At 66.0% G+C, this 26,400-nt stretch carries 25 protein-coding genes; 10 read left to right on the top strand and 15 right to left on the bottom strand.

Translation table 11 applies throughout. The features are described 5' to 3' along the window. Window positions 1-4 precede the first annotated feature (4 nt). The 10 genes from ASD94_RS19910 to gspG all read right to left on the bottom strand — a co-directional run bounded on the left by ASD94_RS19910 (window position 5) and on the right by gspG (window position 9,705). Window positions 5-1,393, bottom strand: coding sequence for a GspE/PulE family protein (locus tag ASD94_RS19910; protein WP_056646724.1), 1,389 nt, complete (start codon window positions 1,391-1,393; stop codon window positions 5-7). Window positions 1,394-1,414: 21 nt separating this feature from the next. Further along, on the bottom strand, window positions 1,415-3,697 hold the full coding sequence (gene gspD, locus ASD94_RS19905; protein WP_056646721.1) for a type II secretion system secretin GspD: 2,283 nt from the start codon (window positions 3,695-3,697) through the stop codon (window positions 1,415-1,417). 4 nt (window positions 3,698-3,701) lie between these two features. Then, window positions 3,702-4,514 (bottom strand): type II secretion system protein N, encoded by an 813-nt coding sequence (gspN, locus tag ASD94_RS19900; protein ID WP_056647618.1) that lies wholly within the window; start codon window positions 4,512-4,514, stop codon window positions 3,702-3,704. 41 nt (window positions 4,515-4,555) lie between these two features. Continuing rightward, a complete protein-coding gene (gspM, locus tag ASD94_RS19895; protein ID WP_056646718.1) occupies window positions 4,556-5,110 on the bottom strand; it encodes a type II secretion system protein GspM in 555 nt (184 codons plus the stop codon). Next, window positions 5,107-6,393: a type II secretion system protein GspL gene (gene gspL, locus ASD94_RS19890; protein ID WP_056646716.1), complete on the bottom strand. Its 1,287-nt coding sequence runs from the start codon at window positions 6,391-6,393 to the stop codon at window positions 5,107-5,109. The genes gspM and gspL overlap by 4 nt, the downstream gene beginning before the upstream one ends. Window positions 6,394-6,488: 95 nt before the next feature. Then, window positions 6,489-7,466 (bottom strand): type II secretion system minor pseudopilin GspK, encoded by a 978-nt coding sequence (gene gspK / locus ASD94_RS19885; protein ID WP_255357457.1) that lies wholly within the window; start codon window positions 7,464-7,466, stop codon window positions 6,489-6,491. A 98-nt stretch (window positions 7,467-7,564) separates the two neighbouring features. After that, a complete protein-coding gene (locus ASD94_RS19880; protein ID WP_056646709.1) occupies window positions 7,565-8,221 on the bottom strand; it encodes a type II secretion system protein J in 657 nt (218 codons plus the stop codon). Between the two features lie 104 nt (window positions 8,222-8,325). Beyond that, the gene (gene gspI, locus ASD94_RS19875; protein WP_082576954.1) at window positions 8,326-8,700 is read right to left on the bottom strand and encodes a type II secretion system minor pseudopilin GspI; all 375 of its coding nucleotides are present in this window, start codon (window positions 8,698-8,700) and stop codon (window positions 8,326-8,328) included. Then, a complete protein-coding gene (locus ASD94_RS19870) occupies window positions 8,697-9,212 on the bottom strand; it encodes a prepilin-type N-terminal cleavage/methylation domain-containing protein (protein ID WP_056646706.1) in 516 nt (171 codons plus the stop codon). Before ASD94_RS19870 ends, gspI begins: the two co-directional genes overlap by 4 nt. A gap of 28 nt (window positions 9,213-9,240) precedes the next feature. Beyond that, a complete protein-coding gene (gspG, locus tag ASD94_RS19865) occupies window positions 9,241-9,705 on the bottom strand; it encodes a type II secretion system major pseudopilin GspG (protein WP_043565124.1) in 465 nt (154 codons plus the stop codon). A gap of 48 nt (window positions 9,706-9,753) precedes the next feature. Between gspG and ASD94_RS19860 the strand changes: the two genes are divergently transcribed. Beyond that, window positions 9,754-10,203, top strand: a complete 450-nt coding sequence (locus tag ASD94_RS19860; RefSeq protein WP_056646703.1) for a type II secretion system protein N — start codon at window positions 9,754-9,756, stop codon at window positions 10,201-10,203. A gap of 31 nt (window positions 10,204-10,234) precedes the next feature. Here ASD94_RS19860 and ASD94_RS19855 read toward each other — a convergent pair whose 3' ends face one another. The 3 genes from ASD94_RS19855 to ilvA all read right to left on the bottom strand — a co-directional run bounded on the left by ASD94_RS19855 (window position 10,235) and on the right by ilvA (window position 13,271). Then, a complete protein-coding gene (locus tag ASD94_RS19855) occupies window positions 10,235-10,828 on the bottom strand; it encodes a histidine phosphatase family protein (RefSeq protein WP_056646700.1) in 594 nt (197 codons plus the stop codon). Next, window positions 10,825-11,631, bottom strand: a complete 807-nt coding sequence (gene cobS, locus ASD94_RS19850; protein WP_056646697.1) for an adenosylcobinamide-GDP ribazoletransferase — start codon at window positions 11,629-11,631, stop codon at window positions 10,825-10,827. Before cobS ends, ASD94_RS19855 begins: the two co-directional genes overlap by 4 nt. Window positions 11,632-11,711: 80 nt before the next feature. Further along, the gene (gene ilvA, locus ASD94_RS19845) at window positions 11,712-13,271 is read right to left on the bottom strand and encodes a threonine ammonia-lyase, biosynthetic (RefSeq protein ID WP_056059153.1); all 1,560 of its coding nucleotides are present in this window, start codon (window positions 13,269-13,271) and stop codon (window positions 11,712-11,714) included. A 377-nt stretch (window positions 13,272-13,648) separates the two neighbouring features. Between ilvA and ASD94_RS19840 the strand changes: the two genes are divergently transcribed. Continuing rightward, complete coding sequence (locus ASD94_RS19840; protein ID WP_056646693.1) at window positions 13,649-14,098, top strand: OsmC family protein; 450 nt, start codon at window positions 13,649-13,651, stop codon at window positions 14,096-14,098. Window positions 14,099-14,191: 93 nt separating this feature from the next. Here ASD94_RS19840 and coq7 read toward each other — a convergent pair whose 3' ends face one another. Then, entirely contained in the window at window positions 14,192-14,809 is a 618-nt protein-coding gene (gene coq7, locus ASD94_RS19835) for a 2-polyprenyl-3-methyl-6-methoxy-1,4-benzoquinone monooxygenase (RefSeq protein ID WP_056646690.1), read from the bottom strand. A gap of 315 nt (window positions 14,810-15,124) precedes the next feature. Between coq7 and ASD94_RS19830 the strand changes: the two genes are divergently transcribed. From ASD94_RS19830 to ASD94_RS19795, 8 genes are all read left to right on the top strand, one after another. Further along, complete coding sequence (locus ASD94_RS19830; RefSeq protein WP_056646686.1) at window positions 15,125-16,171, top strand: porin; 1,047 nt, start codon at window positions 15,125-15,127, stop codon at window positions 16,169-16,171. Between the two features lie 434 nt (window positions 16,172-16,605). Beyond that, complete coding sequence (locus ASD94_RS19825; protein ID WP_056646684.1) at window positions 16,606-18,189, top strand: ABC transporter substrate-binding protein; 1,584 nt, start codon at window positions 16,606-16,608, stop codon at window positions 18,187-18,189. A 137-nt stretch (window positions 18,190-18,326) separates the two neighbouring features. Then, window positions 18,327-19,307 carry an ABC transporter permease gene (locus ASD94_RS19820; protein ID WP_056647611.1) on the top strand — a complete coding sequence of 327 codons (981 nt, stop codon included), beginning with the start codon at window positions 18,327-18,329 and terminating at the stop codon, window positions 19,305-19,307. After that, window positions 19,307-20,524 carry a M20 aminoacylase family protein gene (locus tag ASD94_RS19815; protein WP_056646682.1) on the top strand — a complete coding sequence of 406 codons (1,218 nt, stop codon included), beginning with the start codon at window positions 19,307-19,309 and terminating at the stop codon, window positions 20,522-20,524. The genes ASD94_RS19820 and ASD94_RS19815 overlap by 1 nt, the downstream gene beginning before the upstream one ends. A gap of 111 nt (window positions 20,525-20,635) precedes the next feature. After that, window positions 20,636-22,219 (top strand): ABC transporter substrate-binding protein, encoded by a 1,584-nt coding sequence (locus ASD94_RS19810; protein ID WP_056646680.1) that lies wholly within the window; start codon window positions 20,636-20,638, stop codon window positions 22,217-22,219. A gap of 122 nt (window positions 22,220-22,341) precedes the next feature. Beyond that, window positions 22,342-23,253, top strand: coding sequence for an ABC transporter permease (locus ASD94_RS19805; protein WP_015012586.1), 912 nt, complete (start codon window positions 22,342-22,344; stop codon window positions 23,251-23,253). 29 nt (window positions 23,254-23,282) lie between these two features. Next, window positions 23,283-24,269 carry an ABC transporter ATP-binding protein gene (locus ASD94_RS19800; RefSeq protein ID WP_056647608.1) on the top strand — a complete coding sequence of 329 codons (987 nt, stop codon included), beginning with the start codon at window positions 23,283-23,285 and terminating at the stop codon, window positions 24,267-24,269. Beyond that, complete coding sequence (locus ASD94_RS19795) at window positions 24,266-25,279, top strand: ABC transporter ATP-binding protein (protein ID WP_056646678.1); 1,014 nt, start codon at window positions 24,266-24,268, stop codon at window positions 25,277-25,279. Before ASD94_RS19800 ends, ASD94_RS19795 begins: the two co-directional genes overlap by 4 nt. 140 nt (window positions 25,280-25,419) lie before the next feature. On the opposite strand, the gene ASD94_RS19790 is transcribed toward ASD94_RS19795, so the two are convergent. After that, window positions 25,420-26,349 carry a LysR family transcriptional regulator gene (locus ASD94_RS19790; RefSeq protein ID WP_056646675.1) on the bottom strand — a complete coding sequence of 310 codons (930 nt, stop codon included), beginning with the start codon at window positions 26,347-26,349 and terminating at the stop codon, window positions 25,420-25,422. Window positions 26,350-26,400: the final 51 nt, after the last annotated feature.

The raw sequence follows: 26,400 nt of genomic DNA, 5'->3' as shown, positions 1-26,400 counted from the left end.
CAAATCAGTCCCGCGTCACCCGCAGCACTTCTTCGCGGCTCGTGATGCCGGCGGCAATCAGGCGTTCGCCATCCTCTCGCATCAGTGCCATGCCATCGGCCATGGCGGCGGCGCGGATGTCGGCCTCTGACGCCTGGGCGTGGATTTGCGCGCGGATCGCGTCCGTGGTCACCAGCAGCTCGAACACGCCGGTGCGGCCGGTGTAGCCGGTCTGGCCGCAGTGCTCGCAGCCGCTGCCGTGGCAGTGGCTGCAGAACTTGCGCACCAGGCGCTGCGCCAGCACCCCCAGCAGGGATGACGACAGCAGAAACGGCTCCACGCCCATGTCCGTCAGGCGCGTCACGGCGCTGGCGGCATCGTTGGTGTGCAGCGTGGCCAGCACCAGATGGCCCGTCAGCGACGCCTGGATGGCGATCTGCGCGGTCTCGAAGTCGCGGATTTCACCAATCATGATGATGTCCGGGTCCTGCCGCAGGATGGCGCGCAGGGCTTTGGCGAAGGTCAGCTCGATCTTGCTGTTCACCTGTGTCTGGCCCACGCCCGGCAGCTCGTACTCGATGGGGTCTTCCACCGTCATGATGTTGTTGCGCGTGGCATCGAGCCGGCCCAGCGCCGCGTACAGCGTGGTGGTCTTGCCTGAGCCCGTGGGGCCGGTCACCAGGATGATGCCGTGCGGCTGGCCGATCAGGCCCTCGAAGCGGTGCAAGGTGTCGCCCTGCATGCCCACGGCTTCCAGGCTCAGCTTGCTTTCGCTCTTGTCCAGCAGGCGCAGCACCGCGCGTTCGCCATGGGCACTGGGCAGGGTGGACACGCGCACGTCGATGGCGCGGGTGCCCAGGCGCAGGCTGATGCGGCCGTCCTGCGGCAGGCGTTTTTCGCTGATGTCCAGGTCGGCCATGATCTTCAGGCGCGAGATCAGGGCGGCATGCAGTGCGCGGTTGGGCTGCACCACTTCGCGCAGCGTGCCGTCCACCCGAAAGCGCACGCTCGAATGCCGCTCGTAGGGCTCGATGTGGATGTCGCTCGCGCCGTCGCGTGCGGCCTGCGTGAGCAGGGCGTTGAGCATGCGGATGATGGGCGCGTCGCCGGCGGATTCCAGCAAGTCCTCGACGGCGGGCAGCTCCTGCATCATGCGCGAGAGGTCGGCATCGCTTTCGACCTCGCTCACCACGGTGGCGGCGCTCGATTCGCTGTGCGAATAGGCCGCGCTGATGCGCTGGGCCAGGGCCGGGGCATCTAGCGGCAGCAGCTGCTGCACCGGGTGCTTGCGCAGCACTTCGGACAGCGCGCCCGCGTCGGGGCTGGGGCCGTGCCACAGCACCAGCTGGTGGCCGTCGTCCTCCAGCAGCAGCTGGGCGGTGCGGGCAAAGGCGTAGGGCAGGGGGTGGCGCATGGGTGGCGGCTCTTCTCTTCTTCAGCGTGGCGAAGTCTCGGCGGGCAGCGGGGCCAGCGGCTGCGCAGGCACAGTGGCTGCGCCGGGCTCTGCGCGCTGTGGCAGCGCGGGCAGGATGGGCGCGCCGGACACCGACTTCATCACCACGCTGGGCGCTGGCTGCGTGGTCTGCTGCAGCGCGCGGATGGCCTCGTATCGGTCCATCATGAGCGCGTCGCTGGTGGCGTTGTCACGCACCACAATGGGGCGCAGGAACACCATCAGGTTGGTCTTGTTGCGGGTGCGGTTCTCGCTGCGGAACAGATTGCCCAGCACCGGGATGTCACCCATCACCGGCACCTTGTCCTGGCCTTGCGAGTAGCTGTCTTCCAGCAGGCCACCGATCACGATGATGCTGCCGTCGTCCACCACCACGTTCGACTCGATGGAGCGCTTGCTGGTGGTGGGACCGTTGGCGTTGCTCAGCGTGGCGGTGTCGATCTTGGAGACCTCCTGATAGATGGCCATCTTCACGGTGCCGTTCTCGCTGATCTGCGGGCGCACCTTGAGCATCAGGCCCACGTCCTTGCGCTCCACCGTGGTGAACGGGTTCACCGTGCTGCTGCCCGTGCTGTTGGCGTACGAGCCGGTCACGAAGGGCACGTTGTTGCCGATGATGATGCGCGCCTCTTCGTTGTCCAGCGTCATCAGGTTGGGGGTGGAGAGCACGTTGGCATCGCCGCTGTTCTGCAGGAAGTTGGCCAGCGCGCCCAGGTAGTACTGGCCGTTGATGCGCGGTGCGAGCGCCAGATTCAACCCCTTGCCCAGCGAGCTGGCCGCTGAAGCGATGGAGGTGGTGGAGCCCGAGGCCAGGGCGGCTGTCACGTTCAAGATGTTGGCACCGGCAGCGCCGGAGTTGGTACCAATCACGCCCACAGTGCCATCTCCGTTCTTGCCCAGAATGCCCTGCCACTGGATGCCGAACTCGGCCACCTTGTTGGCAGAGACCTCGACGATCAGGCTCTCGACCAGCACCTGCGCGCGGCGGCCGTCGAGCTTGTCGATCACGTCGCGCAGCTGGCGGTACAGCGGCTCGGGCGCCGTGATGATGAGCGAGTTGGTGGTGGGGTCGGCCTGGATCTGCCCGCCGGTGGAGGGCTGGTTGTTGTTGGTGCTGCTGGTGCCCATGGCGCTGGTGCTGGAGCCCAGACCTCCGGTGCTACTGCTGCTGCCGGACGAGCTGCCATTGGTGGATAGCATGCCGCCGGTGCTCAGCCCCGTGCTGGGTGCCGGCGAGCTGGCACCGCCACCGCCGCTGGCCGCTCCGCCATTGCTGCCGCCCATGGCCGCCATGGCGGCACGCAGGGTGGTGGCCAGCTTGGTGGCGTCGGCGTTCTTGAGGTAGACCACATGGATGTTGCCGCTGGCGGCGCTGCTGCCGGGCGCGGGCGCCTGGTCCAGCTGGGCCACCAGGGCGCGCACCTGGGCCACGCGGGCCGGGTTGGCGGCGCGCAGGATCAGCGAGTTGCTGCGCGGCTCGGCAATCAGGGTGGTCTTGAACGCGGTGTCGGCCTGGCCGGGTGCGGCCGCAGCGGCGGCGCCCCCGTTGGTGCTGCCGCCGTCGATCAGGCGCGACACCAGCGGTGCCAGGTCGCTGGCAATGGCGTTCTTGAGCGGAATCACTTCCACATCGCTGGCGTTGGACACATCCATGGCTGCCACGATGCGCGCCAGGCGCTGCAGGTTGTCGGCGTAGTCGGTGATCACCAGCGAGTTGTTGCCGGGGTTCACGTTGATGGTGTTGTTGGGGCTGATCAGCGGGCGCAGCACCGGCACCAGATTGGCCGCGTTCTCGAAGTTGAGCTTGAAGATCTGCGTGACGATCTGCCCACCGCCGGGTGCGCTGCCCGCGTTGCCCTGCACCACGCTCACGCTGCCGCCCTGCAGCTTGGCGTCGGCCTCGGGCACCACCTTGTACAGGCCGGCCGCCTCCACCACCGTGAAGCCTTGCAGCCGCAGCGCGGCCAGGAACTGCTGGAACGCGGCGGCGGGTGTCACCGCGCGCTCGGTCACCAGGTTGAGCTGGCCTTTCACGCGCGGGTCCACCACCACGTTGCGGCCAGTGATGGTGGCCATGGTGCGGGCCACGGCTTCGATCTCAGCGTTGGCAAAGTTGAGCGTGACGGGTTCGCTGGGGCGCACGCTGCCGGTGCGGGTGTCCACCGCCGTTTGGGCGCCAATCTGGCCGCTAGCGCAGGCAAGTATTGTGCTGGCAGCTATTGTTTTGAGAGTAAAGCGCAGGCGTGGAGCAAACAGGAAAGTCATAGATTCAACCCACGGTGATGATGGAGCGCGCGCCATTGCGCCGTCCGATGATGTTCAGAAGATTGGACAGTGCGGCCTCCCGCTCGGGGGCGGCACTGGCCTCGCCCGCAAAGCGCAGGCGGTTGCCCACCCACTGGCCGATGCCGCTCAGTTGCAAGGCCCCGTCGAGCGTGCTGAGGGCGAGCGTGGGCACCTCGCCGCCCTGCAGCACCAGCCGGTAGCTGCCCATGGGGCGCAGGGTGGACAGGCGCGAGGACATGGCCCTCGCATCCAGCTGGGCCTGGCCCGACAGCACCATGCGGCCAGCGGCCCATTGCACGGCCAGTGCGCGGGTCTGCAGCGCCAGCTGGCCCTGCGGCTGCAGCGTGTTCCAGGGGGTGCCGAGGCCCGCCAGCAAGGCGGCGGGCCACTGGCTCTGGCCGTCGGCCAGGGTGATTTGGGGGCCGGCCCAGCGCAGGTGCACCTGGGCCTGCAGGGGCTCCGCCGTGCAGCAGCCCGCTTGCAGCCGGGCGCGCAGCCCGCTCCAGGTGGGGCGCAGCTGCCAGTCCACCCGGCCGGGCAGGGCGGCGCTGTCTTTGCTGGCCTGGCCGCCGGTCAACACCAGTTGGGCCGATCCGGTCCATACCGTGCCGCGTGGCTGCAGCAACAGCAACTGCCCTTGGGTGGCACGGGCCACGCCGCCGGCCAGCCAGTGCGCTGGCGCAAAGGCCACCACGGCGGGCAGCACGCCGGCCAGCACGCCGGCCCATGCCCAGCCCCACGCCGTGCGGGGGACGGAGCGGGGGGCAGGGCGTGTCGGACGGAGGTTGCGGGCCACGGTGGGGAGGGTGTCGTTCAGGGCGGTGACGGGGCAGCGGGTCAGCGGGCCGGTGCGGCAGGCAGGGCCAGCACCACGGTGCCATCCCACCGGGGCATGGCCACGGGTGCGCTGCCCAGGGTGACGGGTGCATTGCCGGCCGGCGCCGCAGCAGCAGGAGCAGCGCTGCGGGTCAGGCGCGCTTCGAGCGGCGTGGCGTGGGCGTTGCTGCGGGCCTGGGCCAGCCACTGGGCCAGCGCGTCGGCCGATGCGCCTTTGAGCGTGACCGTGGCGCGGTCGCCCGCCACGTTGAGCTGGGCCGTGTTGCCCAAGCGCTGCGTGAGGGCGGTGCGCAGCGCGCCCACGGCATCGCCGGGGCTGGTGGCGGGTGTGGCCTGCAGCTGCTGGGCCTCGGCCTGCAGGCTTTGCATGCGCTGCAGCTGGGCGTCGAGTGCGGCGTGCCGTGCGGGCGCGGCGCGCAAGGTGCCGAGTGCGGGGGCGACGGCCACCCACCACAGCAGGGCCAGCGCCACCACCGTGCCGGCGGCCAGCACCAGGTTCTGCTCGCGGGGCGCCAGGGCTTTCCAGCGGTCCTGGAGGGCGGAGGTTTGGGTCATGGGCTCACCTCGGTGCGCAGCAACAGGCTGCCATCGTCCATGCGGGCACGGTACCCGGCGGCTTGCAGGCGGCCAGACACCACAGATTCTTCATCGGGCGCCAGCGTCACGCCACGCAGGCGCAGCTCGCCGGGCGTGTATTCGATGCTGCTGGGCAGGCGGCCATCGGGCAAGGCCGCACCGGCCGCTGCCAGCAGGGGCTCCAGGTCGCGCGCCGACACGCTACCGGCGGCCTGCCGCAGCTGGGCGAGTTCGCGCTCCATTTGCACCGGCGCATCGACGACCACCTGCACTTTGGGAAAGGTCTGGGTCAGGGTGTTGCGCACGCTGGCCTGCTTGGCGGTCAGTGCCTGCCGTTCTTGCCAGGCCCAGGCGTTGAGCCCCACCAGGTGCGCCACCACCAGCACGCCTGCGCCCCAGCGGGCGGCACGCCACTGCGGGGCGTGCAGCGCCGCGCTCAGCGCGATGCCCACCTTGCGCAGCGCGCGGGTGCTGCTGGTGCTGGACAGGTCGAACTGCGCCAGGTCCCAGTCGCCACGGGCGGCATCGAGTGCGCGCTGGCTGGTGGTGTGCAGGGCAATGCGTGGGCCTTGCTGGCCCAGGGTGCGTTCGGCCAGCGCAGCCACGGCGGGCTCGGCGCGGACCATGAGGGCCTGGTCGTCGCCAGCCTCGGCGGCCGGCAAGCCGGTACGCGCCAGCGTCAGGGCCATGGGGGTCAGCGGCAGCACGGCCACGCCCTGGTCGGCACCGTGGCCGGTGAGCACCACGTAGGCCTCTTCGGGCGTGCCCAGGGCGCACAGTTCGGGCTGGCCGGTGGCTGTGGGGCCGGGCGCAAATTCGGGCACCACGCGGGCCACGCGGCGGCCTGCGGCTTCGAGCGCCTGCAGGTGTTCGCGCAGCCAGGCGCGGTCGCACACGGCCACCCACACCGGCTCGCCGGCCTGCGCGCGAGTTTGTGCGCCGGGCTGCAGCGCAAAGTGCAGTTGGCTGGCATCGTCCAGCACGCGGTCTTCGAGCAGGCCTTCGAGCACCGAGCGCAGCCGGGGCGTCTGCTGGCCGGCACCCAGCGGCACACCGGCCGGAATGGTCACGCGCTGCCACGACAGGGCCCGTGCAGACACCACGGCCACGACCTCGCCGCCGGGGCGGGTGGGCTCGGGCAGCAGCGCAGCGGGTGCGGTGGCGTGCTGGAGGGCGGAATGGCCGTCTGCCGTGAGCGTATAGGCGTACTCGGAGGCGGGGCCCGGGCGTGCCGGCGGCAGGAAAAGGATCAGGGTGCTCATGGGCGGGTTTTGCGGGCCATTTTAGGGGGCGGGCGTGACACGGCGGCGGTGTGGGTGGTGCGGTGTTGAGGGTTGTTGTGCCTCAGAATAGGTTCTCAGCGCTGCGCTCCGGGCAGGGTTTGCGTGGTTTCCCGGTCGAAGGCCCCGCGCTCGCGCCACAGCGTGGTCACGTCGATGCCCTGTTTGCGCACCAAAGAGCGCTCGTCCACCATCGCATCGCCCAGGCGCAGGCGGCCCCGCACTTCAAAGTACGACGAAGCCACGGCATGGGCGCTTTCGTTGATGTCGATGCTGGCGCCCACCAGGTCGCGCACGTCGCTGAGGGTGCGGAAGTGCCGCGCCTCGCGGGTCTGCACGATCTTCTGGGCCGTGGCGCTGTCCAGCCCGTCGATGGCGGCCATGAGCACGTTGATGTCGGCGGTGTTCAGGTTGACCGGGGTGCGCACGGGCAGCAGCGTCACATGGGGGGCGAGCACCGCCACCGTGGCCGGGGTCAGGCCCAGCCATCCCAGCTGGGTCACGCTGGGGGGCAGCAGGGGGGCGGAGCCGCTGTCGGTGCCTGCACCCGCCTGCGCGCGGCGCAGGCCGTCGATGAGGGTGCTCAGCTGCTGGCCGGGCAGGCCCAGGCGCTCGAACAGCCGGGTGAACTGCCGCAGGGCCACGGCCTGCACCTGCCCACCTTCTGCGAGGTTGGTGATGTTCAGGCGGCCCTGCAGGTCGGTGATCTGGCCCGAGAGGAAGGCCTCGGTGGTGTCGGTGCTGGCGTCGTCCACCTGTGCCACGTTCTTGTCGGCCGCGAGGAAGGTGGACAGGCGGGCCTCCTGCAAGGGGATGGCCCAGGGCTCGGCCAAGTGGTCGGCCCCGCCGGAGCGCCCATCCTCGCGCAGGATCAGCCGCGACCAGTCGAGCGCGCCGATCAAGATCCACGCGGACTGCACGCGGCCGCGCTCGGCCGTCTCGACCTCCACCGCGCGCCACTGCTGCCACATCGCGGCGGCCGCAAAGGTGGCGACCAGCGTGACGGTGAGCATGGCGGCGAGCAGGGCGGCGCCGTGCGTCCTGTGCCTGTGCAATGGGCGCTGCCACAGCGAGTGCCACCGTGGAGCTGGCTTTGCCAGGCAACGGGTGGTGTCCCCCTGAGGGGATGCGGCGCAGCCGCTCAGGGGGGTACTCACGATCTGCCTCCGCCCAGCACGGGGTTGACCCAGTCACGCGTGAGCTGGCCCGTCAGCGCCTGGCCCGGGGGCAGGGTGATCTGCAAACGAATGCCGTCCGGGATGGCCGAGGTGCTGTCGCCCGTCGGGGTGCCCGTGCTCGACTGTGGGTTGGACCATGCGCCGCCTCGGTAGTAAAAGATTTGCCAGTTATCCAGCGGCAGCAGCGTCACCTCGTAGCGCCGCTCGGCGTCGCCCGGCGTGCGCGCCCACTGGGCGGCCTGCTCCCAGGCCTGCCGCCAGTCAGCACGGGTGCGCACTGGCGGCGACTGCCAGCGCAGCCACTGGCCCACGCCCTGGTTGTTGTTGCGGCGGGTCCAGGCCACCACCAGCGCACCCTCGTCGGGCACGGCGCTGCTGCGGCGGGTGAGGCGCAGTACCTGGCCATCCCAGTCCAGCGGCGTGGTGTTGGCGATGGACACCAGGGCGTCCAGGTCCGTCCCCCACTGGCCCAGCGCGGCCTGCAGCACCAGCATCTCGTCCGCCCGCTGGCGCGTGGACTCTTGCGCCCGCACCATGCCATCGAGCCCACGCCAGCTCAGGATGGCAATCAACGCCATCACGCTGATGGCGACCAGCAGCTCGATGAGTGTGAAGCCGCGCGGGACCTTCAAAACTGGCGCGACGCGAGGCCAGCGCACCCGTGGAACTGGCTCTGCCAGGCCACCGGGTGCGTCCCCCTCACGGGGGAAAGGCGCGAAGCGACTCAGGGGGGGCATCAATACCTTCCAATGATGGTGGAGAGGCGCAGGATGGAGTTGTCTCCATCCAGCACTTGCGCATCGATGCGCCGAAAACTCGGGTTGGGTGTGGGCCGCACGATGGTCACCACCTGCAGCTGGCGCCCGGCCTGCTCGCAGGTCAGGCTGCTGTCTCCCACGCTGGGCATCTGGCGCGAGAGCCGGGCCTTGACCAGTTCGTTCTCCGCGCACAGCTGCGCGAGCACGATGTCGGACTGCCGCAGGGCGTTGCGCGTGAGTGCCGTCGTGGCCTGCAGCCCCGCCATGAGGGCAATGGCCACGATGGCCAGCGCCACCAGCACTTCCACCAGCGTGAAGCCCCGATGGCCGATGAAAGGGCGGCGCGTCCTCACTGCACCGCGTCCACGGAAAACGGGCGCACACCATCTGTGGCAATGCGCAGGGTACGGTCGGGGGAGGACTGGTGGGTGATCAGCACCTGCTGCGGTCCGATCAGGGGCTCGGGGCCCAGTTGCAGCACCGCCGGTCCGCGCACCACGGTGCCGGGGTCCAGCCACTGGTTGGGCAGAGCGGCCTGCGCGCTGCGCGGCAGCCCTTCAAAACGGAAGCCGCCCGGCAGCGCACGCCAGCGCACTGGGATGCCCCCAGCGCGCGACTGGGCGCGTGCGGATTCAAGCAGCGCCGCCAGCCGCGCGGCCTCCCGCTCCAGCTGCGTCTGCCCGCCATCGCGCATCGCCAGCCCCACGCCCGCCGTGGCCAGCGCCATGATGCTGATGACCACCAGCAGCTCCAGGAGGGTGAAGCCCCGTTGAGCTGCAGCGCGGCTTCTTCCGGGGGAGAAGACGCCAGTGGCCTGGCAAAGCCAGTTCCACGGCGTCCCTCGCTGGGTGCGCGCCCGGTTCATGGGGCTGGGGCACCTTGGCAATGAGTGGTCACTGCCAGCTGCCAATATCGGCGTCCTTGCCTTCGCCGCCCGACTGGCCATCGGCGCCGAACGACATCACGTCGATCTCGCCCTTGATGCCGGGGTTGAGGTATTGGTAAGGGCGGCCCCAGGGGTCGTTGGGCAGCTTTTCGAGGTACAGCTTCCAGTTGCCTGGCACGGGGCCCGCGGTGGGCTTGATGACCAGGGCTTGCAGGCCCTGTTCGGCCGTGGGGTAGCGCTGGTTGTCCAGGCGGTAGAGCTTGAGCGCCTGCATGATGTTGGTGATGTCGGTGCGGGCGGCCGTCACGCGGGCATCGTCGGCACGCTCGAGCACGTTGGGCACGATCAGCGCGGCCAGCACGCCGATGATCACCAGAACCACCATCAGTTCGATGAGGGTGAAACCACGGGCCACGGACTTGGCAACGCGGCGCGGGGCGGAGCGCACGAGGAGGGAGAAAGAAGTGTTCACTGCTGGCGGTCTCTCGGATGGTCGAATCGCGTGAATCATAATCCGCGCATGGTGACCAATACGTACAGCAAATGGGGCGTCCGCCTGGGGACTCTGGTGCTCTGGGCAGCAGCCGGTGCCAGTGTGGTCTATTGGGGGCTGCGCCTGTCGGCGCCTTCGTCCGCATCCACCGCGCCGGCCGTAGCGCCTGCCCCCGTGGCCATGGATGCGCAGGCGCTGGCGCGTTTGCTGGGTGCGGCACCTGCCGCCCCTGGCGTGGCAGCACCGGTGGCGCCCACCGCAAGCCGGTTCACGCTGATCGGCGTTCTGTCGGGGCGCAGCAGCGGCGGCGGAGCCGCCTTGATTGCCGTGGACGGCAAGCCCGCCAAGCCCTTCCGCGTGGGCGCTGCCGTGGATGAGGGGCTGGTGCTGCAGGCCCTGGGCCCCCGCCAGGCCCAACTGGGGGCCAGCATGGGCGGGCCTGCCACGGTGACGCTGGACATGCCGCTGAAAAACTGACGCTCTTTTCGTTGAGCTGCAGCACGTGGCGTCAGGCCAGCTCCCTGATTTCCCATTCCCCCCAGCCCGGCGCCGCCACCGGCCAGTCCTCCGAGCGGGGCAGTGCGCTTTCGCCACGCTCCTGCAACCAGGCCACGCAGCGTGCCACCCCGGCGTGGGTGATCCACACCATATCCTTCGCTCCCTGATCGGTGCGCCACTCCCGGGCGGTTTGCAGGGCGGCCGCCACGCGGTGCAGCATGTGGGCCAGGCTTTCGCCCCCGCCGGGTGCGTGAGTGGCGAACCCGGCCACCCAGGCATCGATGGCACTTTTGCCGATGGCGTCCCAGGTTTTCCCCTCCCAGCGGCCGAAGTCCATCTCGCGCAGTCTGGCGTCAGGGGTGAAGGTCAAATCGGGTCTGAGCGCCTGTAAATCATGCGCCAGCAGCTCACATCTTTGTAGCGTGGAATGCGCCACGCGAACTCCGGGAGGTAGTGCCGTTGACAGTCGCTCTGCCGCAGCGCGGGTGGCCTGCGTGTCGGCGCGCACGTCCAAAGCGCCGTAGCAGGTGCCCGGGGCAACCAGCGGGGCCGCATGGCGCACCAGCCACAGGCGGCTGCTGGCGGCGGCGGGAGAGGGCGTCATAGCCATCGCAGTGCGATGGCCGCGCCCAGGTAGAACCCGATCTCGCTAACCTGCTGCGTGGCGCCCAGGCAGTCGCCGGTGAAGCCTTGCAGTCGCCGGGCAAACCAGCGCGCCATCCAGGCCGCGCAGAGCGCGCTGAGAGCGATGGGTGCTACCAAAAAAAGAGCTGTCTGGGCATATCCGACGAGCGCCAGGGGCGGAAAACACCATAAAAGCGCCGCAACCAGTGCCTGGCCGGAGATTTGATCGGCCAGCGGCTTGCTTTTGGAGCGCGCCGTGTCGCCCACATGCGGCAGGCTGCGCACGATGAGCAGGGGCCAAAAGCGCGACAGCACATGCGCGCCCACCAGCGCGGCCAGGGCGGCCAGCAGGCTGTGCGCCCCCAGCAGCGCCAGCAGGCTGAGCTTGGCCAGCAAAGCCAGCACCAGCGCCATGGCCCCGAAGGCGCCGATGCGCGAGTCCTTCATGATGTCCAGCGCGCGTTCGCGGTTGTAGCTGCCGCCCAGGCCATCGGCCACGTCGGCCAGGCCGTCTTCATGGAAACCGCCCGTCATCAGCACCGTGGCGATGGTGCAGAACACCGCTGCCACGGCCGGGGCCAGCGGGTTGGGCGCCATCGCCCAGTGCAGCGCGGCGTACACGGCCGCAGACAGCAGCGCCGCCAGCCAGCCAATGCCCGGAAAGTGCGCCGCGCTGGCCCGCAGCATGGCCGGGCTGTAGCCCACCCAGTTCGCCAGCCGCCCGGTGACGGGGATGCGGGTGAAGAACTGCACGGCCAGCAGGTAGTGGCGCAGGGCTTGCATGGTGTGCAGTGGGGGCTTGATGCTTCTGTTTTGATAGCTGCTAGGGCATGTTCAACTAGCGCTTGCAGTCACTTTGGGCATTATTTGGAGCGCAGGAACAGGCGGTAGGCCGGATTCAGTGTTTCTTCCACATAGGGGTAGCCCAGCGTGGCCAGGAAGGCGTCGAAGGCGGCCTTGTCTTCGGGCGGCACCTGCATGCCCACGAGGATGCGGCCGTAGTCCGCGCCCTGGTTGCGGTAGTGGAACAGGCTGATGTTCCAGGTCGGCTGCATCAGGCTCAAAAATTTGAGCAGCGCGCCGGGCCGCTCGGGGAAGGTGAAGCGCATCAGGCGCTCGTCCTGGGCCAGGGCCGAGTGCCCGCCCACCAGGTGGCGCAGGTGTTCCTTGGCCAGTTCGTCGTGGGTCAGGTCCAGCGCCTCGAAGCCGTGGCGGTTGAAGTTCTTGGCGATCTTTTCCGATTCACCCTTGCCGTTGGTGGTCAGCCCCACAAACACGTGGGCCCGGGCGGCGTCGCTGATGCGGTAGTTGAACTCGGTCACGTTGCGCGGGCCGCCGGGCAGGCCGCCCACCACCTCGCAGAACCGGCGGAAACTGCCGCGCTCTTCGGGGATGGTGACGGCGAGCAGCGCCTCGCGCTCCTCGCCCACCTCGGCGCGCTCGGCCACAAAGCGCAGCCGGTCGAAGTTCATGTTGGCGCCGCAAAGGATGGCGGCGTAGGTCTCGCCCTTGGTCTTGTTCTTGGCGACATATTGTTTGATGGCCGCCACCGCCAGCGCGCCAGCGGGCTCCACGATGCTGCGCGTGTCCACAAAGATGTCCTTGATGGCGGCGCAGACGGCGTCGGTATCGACCGTGATGTAGTCATCCACCAGGCCCTGTGCCACGCGGAAGGTTTCCTCGCCCACCAGCTTCACGGCCGTGCCGTCGGAGAACAGGCCCACGTCGGCCAGCGTCACGCGCTCGTGCGCCTGCACCGACTGGATCATGGCGTCCGAATCGTTCATCTGCACGCCGATCACTTTGATCTCGGGCCGCACGGCCTTGATGTAGTTGGCCACGCCCGAGATGAGGCCGCCGCCGCCAATGGCCACGAACACGGCATCGAGCTGGTTGCTGCCCAGGCTTTGCAGCTGGCGCAGGATCTCCATGGCGATGGTGCCCTGGCCAGCGATCACGTCCGGGTCGTCGAACGGGTGCACGAAGGTCAGGCCCTGTTCTTTCTCCAGTTGGACGGAATGGCCGTAGGCGTCGGAATAGCTCTCGCCAAACAGCACGACCTCGCCACCGAGCGTCTTCACGGCGTCGATCTTGAGCTGCGGCGTGGTGGTGGGCATCACGATCACGGCACGGGTGCCCAGCCGGTGGGCGCTCATGGCCACGCCCTGGGCGTGGTTGCCCGCCGATGCGCAGATCACGCCGCGCTGCAGCTGCTCGGGCGTGAGGTGCGCCATCTTGTTATAGGCGCCCCGCAGCTTGAAGCTGAACACGGGCTGCTGGTCCTCGCGTTTGAGGAGCACTTTGTTGTGCAGGCGGCGGCTGAGGTTCTTGGCGGGCTCCAGCGCCGACTCCACCGCCACGTCGTACACGCGGGCGGTCAGGATTTTCTTGAGGTAGTCGGCGGGGGTGAGGTGCTGGGTCATGGCAGGTGCAGGAGGAGAGCCCCACCGGCGCAGGGCGGCGGGCGGGGGCCCACATCATAGGGCGTCGCCCTGGGGCGGGGCCGAGGCCTCTGGGCGGGCTGCCTGTTGCGGCGCAGGGCGAGCGGGCAAAAAAAAGCCCCGGGCCGTGAGGCCTGGGGCTAATCCATCCTTTGAGGAGATGGAGGAGACAATCGGTGCGAGGCAAGTGCCGGATTCCAGGCTTCTTGCCGCCTGCCGGTTCCTTTCTGTTCGAAAGCGGCAGCGCATGGGCGAAGTTTAGCGCGAGTCTTGTTGCGATGCAGCAAAATTCGCATCAAATTCTTTTCGTTTCGGTTTTCCGTGCGAAAAAAACCACGTGTCACACAGGAGAAACATAAATGGAATGCACAGTCAGTTGGACCGGCGGGACGGGGACCCGCTCCGGCATGGGTTTTGTGGCCGAAACCGGCAGCGGCCATGTTTTGACCATGGACGGCGCTCCCGATGCCGCCAACCCTGCCAATGGCGGCCAGAACCTGGCGCCCCGGCCCATGGAGACCGTGCTGGCAGGCACGGGCGGTTGCACCGCCTATGACGTGGTGCTGATCCTCAAGCGCGGCCGCCATGACGTGCGCGGCTGCAGCGTCAAGTTGACGACGGAACGCGCAGAGACCGACCCCAAGGTGTTCACCAAGATCCACATGCACTTCACCGTCACGGGCAAGGGCATCCCTCCAGCCGCCGTGGAGCGCGCGATTGCCATGAGCCATGACAAGTACTGCTCGGCCAGCATCATGCTGGGCAAGACGGCCGACATCACCACCGGCTACGAGGTGCTGGAGGCCTGACGAAGTCGTGGGATGGTCTGGATTGCCAGACTGAGCGGGTAGTTGTGCGTATGTTTTTGGTGCACCTGCTGCCCGCGTGAACCAGCTGGGGGTTCAAAGATAGTGCGCCGTGGTGGTCATGACCTTGGCGGCGCCTTTCATGGCCAGGCGCACCGGGGCGGGCAATTCCAACGCGCCGGCGGCGCGGGCTTGGTCTGCGTGCCGCTCTTCGTCTTGCTTCATCCGGGCGACCACGGCCCTTGAGGCCTGATCCTGCTCGGGAAGCCGGTCGAGATGGCTCTGCAGGTGCGCGGCCACCTGGGTTTCTGTTTCCACCACAAACCCCAGGTTGGCTCGGTCACTGACCTTGGCGGCTACCAGCCCCAGTGCAAAAGCCCCTGCGAACCACAGAGGGTTGAGCAGACTGGGGCGCGCGCCCAGCGCGTCCAGGCGCTGTTGTGTCCAGGCCAGGTGGTCGGTTTCTTCGCGCGCTGCTGCCTGCAGGTGGTCCCGCAGGGCAGGGTCGCGGGTGACGGCCGCCTGCGCGCTGTAGAGCGCCTGTGCGCACACTTCCCCCACATGGTTCACTCGCATCAGAGCCCCCGCCAGCTTTTTCTGCGCAGGGTCCAGCGATGCCTCGGGCACGCCATGGGCCGGTGTCTGTTCGGAAGCGCGCGGTTGGGCAAACAGTGTGCGCAGCGCGTTGTCTGCGGCAGTCAAAAAAGCGTCCATGGAAAGCTCTCGAATGGCAATGGCGTCGAAACACAAATTGCACCTGGATACAAAAAACCACAAGGCAAGGCACAGGAGTTGCATGCAGCAATCGTGATTCTGCCCGTGCGCACTGAAATGTTGCAACACTGCAACGAATTTCCCCTTTCGGGGCGATTGTGGGTGAATTCCTTTGCGAAACCCGGCCGGGTCTGGTGCAATAAGAGCAACTTCCCCACCAGGAGGTTGGCCCGGGAAACCGGCGGGACTGTGCAGGTGTTTTCACCATAGACCCCCCGTACCGGAGCCCGATGTTTAACCTTGGAGTAACTCGCAATGAAAAAATCCCTGATTGCCCTGGCTGTGCTGGCTGCTTCCGGCGCTGCAATGGCTCAATCTTCCGTGACCCTGTTCGGCGTGGTTGACGCAACCTACGCTTACGGTTCCGGCAGCGTCTCTAACAAGTCGCAACTGACGAACTCCGGCTACAACAGCAGCCGTCTGGGTTTCCGCGGCGTTGAAGACCTGGGTGGCGGCATGTCCGCTTCGTTCTGGCTCGAAGCTGGTCTGAACAACGACAACGGCACCGGCGGCGTTACCAACACCAACAACCAAGCAGCTACCAGCACTGGCGGCGGCCTGACTTTCAACCGTCGTTCGACGGTTAGCCTGAACGGCGGCTTCGGTGAAGTGCGTCTGGGCCGTGACTACACCCCCCAATTCTGGAACCTGACCGTGTTCGATCCGTTCGGCACGAACGGCGTGGGCACCACCCAAACCCTGAACTCCAGCCTGGGTGGCCCTACCACCATCCGCGCTTCGAACTCCATCGGCTACTTCCTGCCTGGCAACCTGGGTGGTTTCTACGGCCAAGCCCAGTACTACATGGGTGAGAACAACAGCAACGCTGCCAACAAGAAGGACGGCAACGGCCTGGCACTGCGCGCTGGTTACGCTAACGGCCCCATCAACGCCGCTATCGCTTTCTCCGAAACCAAGTTCCTGACCGGCAACATCAAGGCCGTGAACCTGGGTGGTCAGTATGATCTGGGCATGGCCAAGATCATGGCTCACTACAACCAAGACAAGATCAGCGGTGGCAACGACGGCAAGGGCTTCCTGATCGGTGGTCTGATCCCCGTGGGCGCTGGCGAAGTTCGTCTGTCCTACTCCACCTACAAGATCGACACCGTTGGTGCTGATCCCCGTACGAACAAGCTGGCTCTGGGCTATGTCCACAACCTGTCCAAGCGCACTGCTCTGTACGCAACGTACGCTCACGTGAACAACAAGAACGGCGCTGCACAAGCTCTGAACGGCGCTGTGACCGGTGTGAACGACAACTCCAACGGCTACGACTTCGGTATCCGTCACAGCTTCTAATATTGACGGCTGGCGTCAGCCAGCTGCCGATATTCAAGCTCAAAAAAAGCCGCCTCCGGGCGGCTTTTTTTATTGGCTCTGACGTTGTTGTGGGTTTCTGGTGGCTCCTGTCGCAAATTTTGCTGGCAAGCCCCGGCTTCACGTCCGGTTATGGGTGATGAATACTGCAAAAGGGTGTTTCCCACCAGGCGTGGTGCGGTCAGAGCCTGTATCAATGGGCGCTGAGAGTGGCGCGACCGCTCGGGACGGAGCACTCTGATTGGAGGGTTACAGGGAGGCGGAACAAAGCCATATCGAAGGCTTGGCACCATCCTTGCATTACTGAGTTGGCTTTGGGGGCTATAGGCCCTTTATCGCATCGGGGATTCAGGGATTTCCCGTTGGCTATAGCGCAACCTTTACTGCATAGTAAAACTTTTAATCAAGAGGGTTCCATGAAACTCAACTACAGTCTTTTGTCGGTGGCTGCTGCTGCTGCCGCACTGCTGTTTGCGCCATCACTGCAGGCCAAGCCCTTCAAGTGGGCCAGTCAGGGGGAAATTTCGACGTGGGACATTCACTCCCAGAACAATGCGTTGCAAAACGGCCTTCATGCCAACGTGTACGAGAGCCTGGTGTACTACAACAGCAAGACGTTTGATGTGGAGCCCGTGCTGGCAACGGCTTGGAAGGAAATCAGCCCCACGCAGGTGCGTTTTACGCTGCGCCAGGGCGTCAAGTTCCACGATGGTTCGCCCCTGACCACGGATGACGCCGTGTACTCCATCCAGCGGGCCATGGCCAAAACATCCAATTTCACGCCTTATGTGCAGGGCATCAGCAAGGTAGTGAAAGTGGATGCGCAAAACTTCGACGTCATGCTGTCGTCGCCCAATCCGGTGCTGCTGCGTCAGATGACTGAGCTGCGCATCATGAGCAAGGCCTGGGCGGAGAAGAACAAGTCCGTCGAGCCCAAAGACATCAAGGGCACCGACGAAAACTTTGCCCACCGCAATGCCATGGGCACAGGTCCCTACACCCTTGAGTCGTGGCAGCCCGATGTGAAGATGGTGTTCAAGCGCAACCCCAACTGGTGGGGCAAGATGGACGGCAACGTGACCGAGATCGTCTACACCCCCATCAAGTCCGCCGCCACGCGCATCGCGGCGCTGCTGTCGGGCGAAGTGGACCTGGTGCTCGACCCGTCTCCCCAGGACTTGGGCCGACTGCGCGCCAGCTCTGACCTGAAGGTGATTGACGGTGTGGAAAACCGCACCATTTTCCTGGGCATGGACCAGTTCCGTGAAGAGCTGCCGGGCTCGAACATCAAGGGCAAGAACCCGCTCAAGGATGTGCGTGTACGCAAGGCGCTCTACCAGGCGATTGATGCCGAGACCATCTCGCGCAACATCATGCGTGGCCTGGGCAAGCCCACGGGCACCATCGTGGCGCCGCAGGTGGCTGGCTATACCGAGGCGGTGGGCAAGCGCTTCCCGTACAGCGTGGATGCCTCCAAGAAGCTGCTCGCCGAGGCCGGTTACCCTGATGGATTTGAGGTGGACTTCGCCTGCCCCAACAACCGCTACATCAATGACGAAGCAATCTGCCAGGCCGTCACAGCCATGTGGGCGCGCGTGGGCGTGAAGGCCAAGCTGCGCACGCTGCCCCTGGTCAACTACTTCCCGATGATCCAGCGCTACGAAGCCAGCATCTACATGCTGGGCTGGGGCGTACCTACGTTCGACGGGTTGTACAGCCTGCAATCGCTGGTGCGTAGTGTGGGCCAGGGGGGCGACGGCAACTACAACGTGGGCCGTTACAGCAACCAGCGCATGGATTATCTGGTGGACCGCATCAAGGCCGAGACCGATGCGCCTGTGCGGGCGCGCATGCTGACCGAGGCGCTGCAATTGTCCAACGATACTGTGTCCCACATCCCTCTACATGACCAGGTGATCCCTTGGGCCATGAAGAAGAACATCGAACTGGTGCACCGTGCCGATAACCGCGTGGACATGCGCACAGTCAAGGTGAACTGATTTATTCTTGACGGACTGAAAGCAAGGGCCATGCGGCCCTTGCTTTCTTTGGTATATCTGACGATGTATTGACCCGCCGTGCCTCGGTCACCAAAAGTGGCGACGGCACCTCCATCGAACACTCACTCGACTCTCTGATGCTTGCCTTTATATTGCGCCGCCTGATACAGGCTGTGATTGTCATGGTCACGGTGGCCTTCATCTCCTTCATGCTGTTCCAGTACGTGGGGGATCCCGTGGTGTTCCTGCTGGGCCAGGATGCCACTCCGGAGCAGATCCGCGAGCTGCGCAGTGCCCTCGGCCTGGACAAATCTTTCTTCGTACAGTTCTGGCACTTCCTCGTGAATGCGGCGCAAGGGGAGTTTGGCTTGAGCCTGCGCCAGGGTGCCAAGGTGTCGCGCCTGATTGCCGAGCGCTTCCCGGCCACGCTGGAGCTAGCCCTCGTTGCGGCCCTGCTCGCGCTGGTGATTGGGGTGCCGATGGGCGTGTATGCCGCCCTCAAGCGCGGCACCTTCACCAGCCAGCTGTTCATGACCCTTTCGCTGCTGGGCGTGTCCCTGCCCACTTTCCTGATCGGCATCTTGCTGATCCTGGTGTTTGCCGTGCACCTGGGCTGGTTCCCCAGCTTCGGCCGCGGCGAAGTGGTGCAACTGGGCTGGTGGAGCACCGGCTTGCTCAAGGCCAAGGGCTGGCACCACATCATCCTGCCTGCGATCACGCTGGCCATCTTCCAGCTCACGCTGATCATGCGTCTGGTGCGGGCTGAAATGCTGGAGGTGCTGCGCACCGACTACATCAAGTTCGCCCGGGCACGCGGCCTCTCCAACCGTGCCATCCATTTCGGCCACGCCCTCAAGAACACGCTGGTGCCCGTGCTGACCATTACCGGCTTGCAACTGGGTGGTCTGATCGCGTTTGCCATCATCACCGAGACCGTGTTCCAGTGGCCGGGCATGGGCCTGCTGTTCATCCAGGCCGTCACGTTTGCCGACATCCCCGTCATGGCTGCTTACCTGTGCCTGATCGCACTGATCTTCGTGGTCATCAACCTGGTGGTGGACCTGCTGTACTTCGCGGTTGATCCGCGCCTGCGCGTGGGCAAGGCAGGAGGCCACTGATGCAAGGCCCTCGTTTGAAAGCTGGTGGTCGCGCCTTCGCGCACATCGCTCAATACCACCCCGAGTTGACGGCACTGCGGCGTGACCTGCACGCCCATCCCGAGCTGGGCTTCGAAGAGATCTATACCAGCAAACGCGTCAAGGAAGCGTTGAAGCTCTGCGGTGTGGATGAGATCCACGACGGCATCGGGCGCACGGGTGTGGTGGGCGTCATTCGGGGGCGCAGCACGGCCAGCGGCAGCATGGTAGGCCTGCGTGCCGACATGGACGCCCTGCCGCTGACCGAGCACAACGACTTCGCCTGGAAATCCTGCAAGCAGGGCCTCATGCACGGCTGCGGCCACGACGGCCACACCGCCATGCTGATTGGCGCTGCGCGCTACATGGCGGAGACGCGCAACTTCGACGGCACCGCCGTGCTGGTGTTCCAGCCGGGCGAAGAAGGTTTTGCCGGTGCCCGCGTGATGATGGAAGACGGGCTGTTTGACCGGTTTCCGGTGCAGTCCATCTTTGCCATGCATAACTGGCCGGCGATGAAGCCCGGCACGGTGGGCATCAATGCCGGGCCCATGATGGCCGCTGCCGACCGCTTCACGGTTGAAATCACCGGGCGTGGCGGCCACGGCGCGCATGCCTACCAGACGGTGGACGTGGTGCTGGTCGCGGCCCACATCATCACTGCGGCGCAGAGCATCGTGTCGCGCAATGTCCGGCCCATCGACAGTGCGGTGGTCAGCCTGTGCGCGATGCAGGCAGGCGATCTGGGGGCGTTCAGCGTGCTGCCAGGCACGGCCACGCTGGTCGGCACCGTGCGCACCTTTGATCCGCAGGTGCAGGAGATGGTCGAGAAGCGCCTCAAGGAGCTATGCAGCGCCATTGCGCTGGGCTTCGGGGCCACCGCCACCGTGCACTACGAACGCATCTACCCCGCCACCATCAACAGCGAAAGCGAAGCGATCTTTGCGGGCGACGTGGCCGAGTCGCTGCTGGGTGCCGACCATGTGGTGCGCGACCTGGAGCCCAGCATGGGCGCAGAAGACTTCTCTTTCATGCTGCAGAACAAACCAGGTGCTTACCTGCGCATTGGCCAGGGCACAGGGTCCAGTGGCAGTGCGCTGCACAACAGCCGCTACGATTTCAACGACGACATCCTGCCGCTGGGAGCTGCGCTGCACGCCAGCCTGATCGAGCAGGCCATGCCCTTGCCGGCAGTCTGACCGGATGCCAGGCCCTTGTTGCTGCCCTTGTCTCTTCGCGCAAACACGCTGTTCACCCACCGGAAGTCTTCGTACCCTTCCATTCCACCCTTTCACTACCAGGAGATTTCCATGAAATTCCAGAAAAAAGTCGTTGTGACCGCTCTCTTCGCTGCGTTGACTGCCGCGAGTCTGGTAGCCCAGGCCCAGACCGTGCGCATCGCCAACCAGGGCGATGCCCTGTCGATGGACCCGCACTCGCTCAACGAGTCGCTGCAATTGAGCGTGACCAGCAACGTGTACGAACCCCTGGTGGGCCGCAACAAGGACCTGAGCCTGGCGCCCGCGCTGGCCACCAGCTGGAAGCAGATTGCCCCGACCGTGTGGCGCTTCGAACTGCGCAAGGGTGTGCAGTTCCATGACGGCACGCCGTTCACGGCCGACGATGTGGTGTTCAGCTTCACCCGCATGAAGGGCGACGGCTCCGACATGAAGGCCACCAACAGCGACATCAAGCAGGTGCGCAAGATCGACGACCACACGGTCGAGATCGACACCATGGCCCCCCAGCCCATCCTGCCAGACGTGATCACCACCTCCTACATGATGAGCAAGAAGTGGTGTGAGACCAACCAGGCTGTCACCCCCGTGGACCGCCGCAAGGGCATTGAGAACGCTGCGTCGTTCCGCGCCAACGGCACCGGACCCTACCGCCTGCGTGAACGCCAGCCCAACGTACGCTCCGTGTTCGTGCGCAACGGCGCCTACTGGGGCAAGATCGAAGGCAACGCCACCGAGGTGGTGTTCACCCCGATTGGCAATGACGCCACGCGCGTGGCGGCCCTGCTGTCCGGCGAAGTGGACGTGATGGAGCCCGTGCCTGTGCAGGACATCGAGCGCGTCAACAACAGCGCCAACGCCCGCGCCATCACCGGCCCCGAGCTGCGCACCATCTTCCTGGGCATGGACCAGAAGCGCGATGAGTTGCTGTACTCCAACGTCAAGGGCAAGAACCCCTTCAAGGATAAGCGTGTGCGCCAGGCCTTCTACCAGGCCATCGACATCGAAGGCATCAAGAAGACTGTGATGCGTGGCGCGTCCAATCCATCCGCACTGATGGTGGGCCCTGGCATCAACGGCTTCCAGCCAGAGGTCAAGCGCCTGCCTTACGACGTCGAGGCCGCCAAGAAGCTCATGGTCGAAGCCGGCTACCCCAACGGCTTTGAAGTCACCATGAACTGCCCCAACGACCGTTATGTGAACGACGGCCGCATCTGCCAGACGGTGGCTGCCAACCTGTCGCGCATCAACGTCAAGATCAACCTTGCGGCTGAAACCAAGGGCACGTACTTCCCCAAGGTGCTGCGTCGTGACACCAGCTTCTACATGCTGGGCTGGACGCCTACCACGTACGACTCGCACAACGCCCTCAATGCGCTGATGATCTGCCCGGACGATAAGACCGGCGCGGGCCAGTTCAACCTGGGTGCGTATTGCAACCCCAAGCTGGACGAGCTGACCAAGAAGATCCTGGTCGAGACCGACAAGCCCAAGCGCGACGCCATGATCAAGGAAGCCTTTGACGTGCACACCGCCGACGTGGGTCACCTGCCGTTGCACCAGCAGGCACTGGCCTGGGGCGTGAGCAAGAAGGTCAAGCTCGTGCAGATGGCCGACAACTACATGCCGTTCAAGTGGATCACCGTGAGCAAGTAAGCCCGCGCGTTCCCGACTGATCGATACGACGACAACAACAAAGCCACTGGCTGATTCAAGCCCGCAACAACACCCGCGGCTACCCGCTGCGCGTGTTGTTGCCTGTTGACTGGTTTCCCACAATGAAAACTACCCTTGCCCGCTGGTTTGACAGCGACGTTGGCTACAGCTTCCGCACATCGCCGGTCGCCATGCTGGCCGCCGCCATTGCGCTGATTTGCCTGTTCTGTTCGGTGTTTGCCGGATGGGTGGCACCCCACAACCCGTTTGACCTGACCACGCTGGAGCTGAGCGATGCGCGGCTGCCTCCGGCATGGAGCGAAATGGGCTCCATGAAATACCCCCTGGGCACCGACGACCAGGGCCGCGACATCCTGTCTGCCCTGATCTACGGCGCGCGCATTTCCCTCGTGGTGGGCATCGCCTCGGTGGTGCTGTCCGTGGTGGTGGGTGTGGCGTTCGGCCTGCTGGCAGGCTTTCGAGGCGGCTGGGTGGACGCCGTGCTCATGCGCTTGTGCGACGTGATGCTGTCTTTTCCTGCCATTCTGGTCGCGCTGTTGATTGCCGGCGTGGGCCGTGCGCTGTTCCCCAATGCGCACGAATCACTGGCGTTTGGCGTGCTGATCCTGTCCATCTCCCTCACCGGCTGGGTGCAATATGCCCGCACGGTGCGCGGCTCCACGCTGGTGGAGCGCAACAAGGAATACGTGCAGGCCGCCCGTGTGACGGGCGTCTCGCCGCTGCGCATTATGCGCAAGCACGTGCTGCCCAACGTGATGGGGCCCGTCCTGGTGCTGGCCACCATCCAGGTGGCCACGGCCATCATCACGGAGGCTACGCTGTCCTTCCTGGGCGTGGGTGCACCGCCCACTTCGCCTTCGCTGGGCACGCTGATCCGCATCGGCAACGATTACCTGTTCTCGGGCGAATGGTGGATCACCGTCTTCCCTGGCGCCATGCTGGTGCTGATTGCTTTGTCCGTGAACCTGCTGGGTGACTGGCTGCGCGACGCGCTCAACCCCCGCCTGCGTTGAACAAGAACAAGAAGAAAAGCGATATTTCCATGAGCCTTCTCGAAGTCAAAAACCTCGTTGTCGAATTCCCAGGCCGCCGCGGTACCCTGCGCGCTCTGGACGACATTTCCTTTTCCATCGCACCCGGCGAGATCCTGGGCGTGGTGGGAGAGTCCGGCGCCGGCAAGTCGCTCACCGGCGCGGCCATCATCGGCCTGCTGGAGCCGCCAGGCCGTGTGGCCTCGGGCCAGATCCTGCTGGAAGGCCAGCGCATCGACAACCTCAGCAACGAGGAAATGCGCCACATCCGGGGCCGCCGCATCGGTGCGATCTTTCAAGACCCGCTGACCTCGCTGAACCCGCTGTACACCGTGGGCCGCCAGCTCACCGAGACCATCCTCGCCCACCTGCCGGTCAACGCTGCCGAGGCACGCCAGCGTGCGATCCAGCTGCTCAAGGACACCGGCATCCCGGCGGCCGAAGAGCGCATCGACCACTACCCCCACCAGTTCTCGGGCGGCATGCGCCAGCGCGTGGTGATCGCCCTGGCCCTGGCCGCCGAGCCCAAGCTCATCGTGGCCGACGAGCCCACCACGGCGCTCGATGTGTCCATCCAGGCGCAAATCATCACGCTGCTGAAAAACATCTGCAAATCGCGTGGTGCGGCCGTGATGCTGATCACCCACGACATGGGCGTGATCGCCGAGACCTGCGACCGCGTGGCCGTGCTGTACGCCGGCCGCGTGGCCGAGATCGGCCCGGTGCATGACGTGATCAACCAGCCATCCCACCCCTACACCGCTGGGTTGATGGCCTCCATCCCCGACATGGAGCAGGACCGCGAGCGCCTCAACCAGATCGACGGCGCCATGCCGCGACTCAACGCCATCCCCAAGGGCTGTGCCTACAACCCCCGCTGCCCCAAGACTTTTGACCGCTGCATGACCGACCGCCCCGACCTGATGGATGCCGGCGCTACCCGCGCTGCCTGCTGGCTGCACGCCGGTGCCACGACCCGCGCCGAGGTGACCGCATGAGCGCCGCCGCAACGAAAAGTAAGGCCCTGGTGCAGGCGCATGACCTGGCCAAGACCTTTGACGTCTCTGCCCCGTGGCTCAACCGTGTGATCGAGCGCAAGCCCCGCACCCTGCTGCACGCGGTGGACGGCGTGAGCTTCGAGATCGAAAAGGGCAAGACGCTGGCCCTGGTGGGCGAGTCCGGCTGCGGCAAGAGCACCGTGGCCCGCTTGCTGGTGGGCCTGTACGAGCCCACCCGTGGCGGTCTCACGTTCGACAACCAGGATGCGCACGCGGCCTTCAAGGGCAACGATGCCAAGGCCATGCGCCGCCGCATCCAGATGATCTTCCAGGACCCGTACGCGAGTCTGAACCCTCGCTGGCTGGTGGAGGACATCATCGGTGAGCCGCTCAAGGAGCATGGACTCATCACCGACAAGGCAGAGCTCAAGCAGCGTGTGGGCGAACTGCTGCAGTCGGTGGGCCTATCGCCGCTCGACATGGTCAAGTACCCGCACCAGTTCTCCGGCGGCCAGCGCCAGCGCATCTCCATTGCGCGTGCCCTGGCCACGGAGCCCGAGTTCCTGGTCTGCGACGAGCCCACCAGCGCGCTCGACGTGTCGGTGCAGGCGCAGGTGCTCAACATCATGAAGGACCTGCAGCGCGAGCGGCAGCTCACCTACCTGTTCATCAGCCACAACCTGGCCGTGGTGCGCCACGTGAGCGACCAGGTGGGCGTGATGTACCTGGGCCGCCTGGTGGAGCTGGCCGACAAGCACACGCTGTTCGACACGCCGCGCCACCCCTACACGCGCATGCTGCTCGATGCCATCCCCAAGATGCACGACACCGGCAAGGCGCGCACACCGGTACAGGGCGAGGTGCCCAACCCGCTGAACCCGCCGCCCGGCTGCGCGTTCAACCCCCGCTGCCCGCATGTCAACGACCGTTGCCGCACCGAGCGCCCCAAGCTCCAAAGCATCGGCGGCATCCGCATTGCGTGCCATGCGGTGGAGGAAGGGCGGATCTGACGTCCCGCGCCGCACCGGCGTGCGGCCAAGTCACCCGCTGTGCGGGACACAGGTGCAGGTGGATGTCATTTGCTATGAAAAATATAGCTATTGACGCATGATTAACTAGCACCTGCGCCCGTTTTTGCATTGGGAGTCGATCAAGGCGCTGATCCGGCCGCCGCTGACGCGCCTGGCTCGGCGGCGGGCAGAGCCCGCCCCAGCAGGTAGTCAATGCAGGTGCGCACCGCTCGGGTCTGGTGGCGGTTGGGCATGTAGAGCATGAACATCTGGGTGCCAAAAATGCTCAGCCGCCAGTCGTCGAGCGTGGTCAGCACTTCCCCGCTGGACACGGCGTCCTGCACCACGTAATCCGGTACCAGCCCCACGCCCAGCCCTGCCAGGATGCCCTGGCGCAGAAACGGAAAGTGCTCCGAAATGATGGTGGGCTCCAGCAAGGCTTCCTGGCGCTGGTCACCCCGGTACCCGCGCAGGCGCAGTTGCTTGCCCACCACCCCTGCGGTGATCACCGGCGCAGCCTGCAGAGCCTCGAAGTCCTGGGGTAGCCCATGCGCCTGGGCGTATCCACGCGATGCGCAGGCGATGTAGCGCACGCTGCCCAGGTCGCGCGCCACCAGCGTGGGCGGGGGCTCGGGCATCACGCGGATGGCGATGTCCACCTCGTCACGGATGAGGTCGTCCACCCGGTTTTCAAAGCGTACATCCAGCACGATGCCAGGGTACAGCCGCTTGAAGTCGATCAGCCAGTCTGACATCACCATCTGCCCGTAACCACTGGGCACGCTCAGGCCCACGCGGCCCTGCAGGCCCTGGCCCAGCGTGGCAATGGTCTCGCGCGCAGCCAGCATTTCGTTCTGAATGGCGCGGCCATGGGCATACAGGCGCAGCCCCACCTCGGTGGGCTCTACCCGGCGCGTGGTGCGGCGCACCAGCTGCACGCCCACCGATTTTTCCAACTGGTGCAGGTGGTAGCTCACGTTGGCCCGCGTCATCTTCAGGTTGCGCGCGGCCTGGCTCAGGTTGCCGGCATCGAGGATATCGACCAGCACGGTGAGGGAGGTGAGTTCCATAGGTGGGGCGGCGCGTGAACGCTCGTTTGCTGCAGTTTGTCAAAAGAACTT

The organism is Acidovorax sp. Root70, assembly GCF_001428225.1.
In the GTDB taxonomy this organism is placed as follows: domain Bacteria; phylum Pseudomonadota; class Gammaproteobacteria; order Burkholderiales; family Burkholderiaceae_C; genus Acidovorax.
The sequence above is the reverse complement of the archived record's forward strand: the minus strand, read 5'-3'. Positions and strand labels throughout refer to the sequence as shown.

Bases quoted from the DNA above. Each gene is read 5' to 3' on its own strand.
- ASD94_RS19910 (WP_056646724.1), bottom strand. From the start codon at position 1,393: ATGCGCCACCCCCTGCCCTACGCCTTTGCCCGCACCGCCCAGCTGCTG.
- gspD (WP_056646721.1), bottom strand. From the start codon at position 3,697: ATGACTTTCCTGTTTGCTCCACGCCTGCGCTTTACTCTCAAAACAATA.
- gspM (WP_056646718.1), bottom strand. From the start codon at position 5,110: ATGACCCAAACCTCCGCCCTCCAGGACCGCTGGAAAGCCCTGGCGCCC.
- gspL (WP_056646716.1), bottom strand. From the start codon at position 6,393: ATGAGCACCCTGATCCTTTTCCTGCCGCCGGCACGCCCGGGCCCCGCC.
- ASD94_RS19870 (WP_056646706.1), bottom strand. From the start codon at position 9,212: ATGAACCGGGCGCGCACCCAGCGAGGGACGCCGTGGAACTGGCTTTGC.
- ASD94_RS19860 (WP_056646703.1), top strand. From the start codon at position 9,754: ATGGTGACCAATACGTACAGCAAATGGGGCGTCCGCCTGGGGACTCTG.
- ASD94_RS19855 (WP_056646700.1), bottom strand. From the start codon at position 10,828: ATGACGCCCTCTCCCGCCGCCGCCAGCAGCCGCCTGTGGCTGGTGCGC.
- cobS (WP_056646697.1), bottom strand. From the start codon at position 11,631: ATGCAAGCCCTGCGCCACTACCTGCTGGCCGTGCAGTTCTTCACCCGC.
- ilvA (WP_056059153.1), bottom strand. From the start codon at position 13,271: ATGACCCAGCACCTCACCCCCGCCGACTACCTCAAGAAAATCCTGACC.
- ASD94_RS19840 (WP_056646693.1), top strand. From the start codon at position 13,649: ATGGAATGCACAGTCAGTTGGACCGGCGGGACGGGGACCCGCTCCGGC.
- coq7 (WP_056646690.1), bottom strand. From the start codon at position 14,809: ATGGACGCTTTTTTGACTGCCGCAGACAACGCGCTGCGCACACTGTTT.
- ASD94_RS19830 (WP_056646686.1), top strand. From the start codon at position 15,125: ATGAAAAAATCCCTGATTGCCCTGGCTGTGCTGGCTGCTTCCGGCGCT.
- ASD94_RS19825 (WP_056646684.1), top strand. From the start codon at position 16,606: ATGAAACTCAACTACAGTCTTTTGTCGGTGGCTGCTGCTGCTGCCGCA.
- ASD94_RS19820 (WP_056647611.1), top strand. From the start codon at position 18,327: ATGCTTGCCTTTATATTGCGCCGCCTGATACAGGCTGTGATTGTCATG.
- ASD94_RS19815 (WP_056646682.1), top strand. From the start codon at position 19,307: ATGCAAGGCCCTCGTTTGAAAGCTGGTGGTCGCGCCTTCGCGCACATC.
- ASD94_RS19810 (WP_056646680.1), top strand. From the start codon at position 20,636: ATGAAATTCCAGAAAAAAGTCGTTGTGACCGCTCTCTTCGCTGCGTTG.
- ASD94_RS19805 (WP_015012586.1), top strand. From the start codon at position 22,342: ATGAAAACTACCCTTGCCCGCTGGTTTGACAGCGACGTTGGCTACAGC.
- ASD94_RS19800 (WP_056647608.1), top strand. From the start codon at position 23,283: ATGAGCCTTCTCGAAGTCAAAAACCTCGTTGTCGAATTCCCAGGCCGC.
- ASD94_RS19795 (WP_056646678.1), top strand. From the start codon at position 24,266: ATGAGCGCCGCCGCAACGAAAAGTAAGGCCCTGGTGCAGGCGCATGAC.
- ASD94_RS19790 (WP_056646675.1), bottom strand. From the start codon at position 26,349: ATGGAACTCACCTCCCTCACCGTGCTGGTCGATATCCTCGATGCCGGC.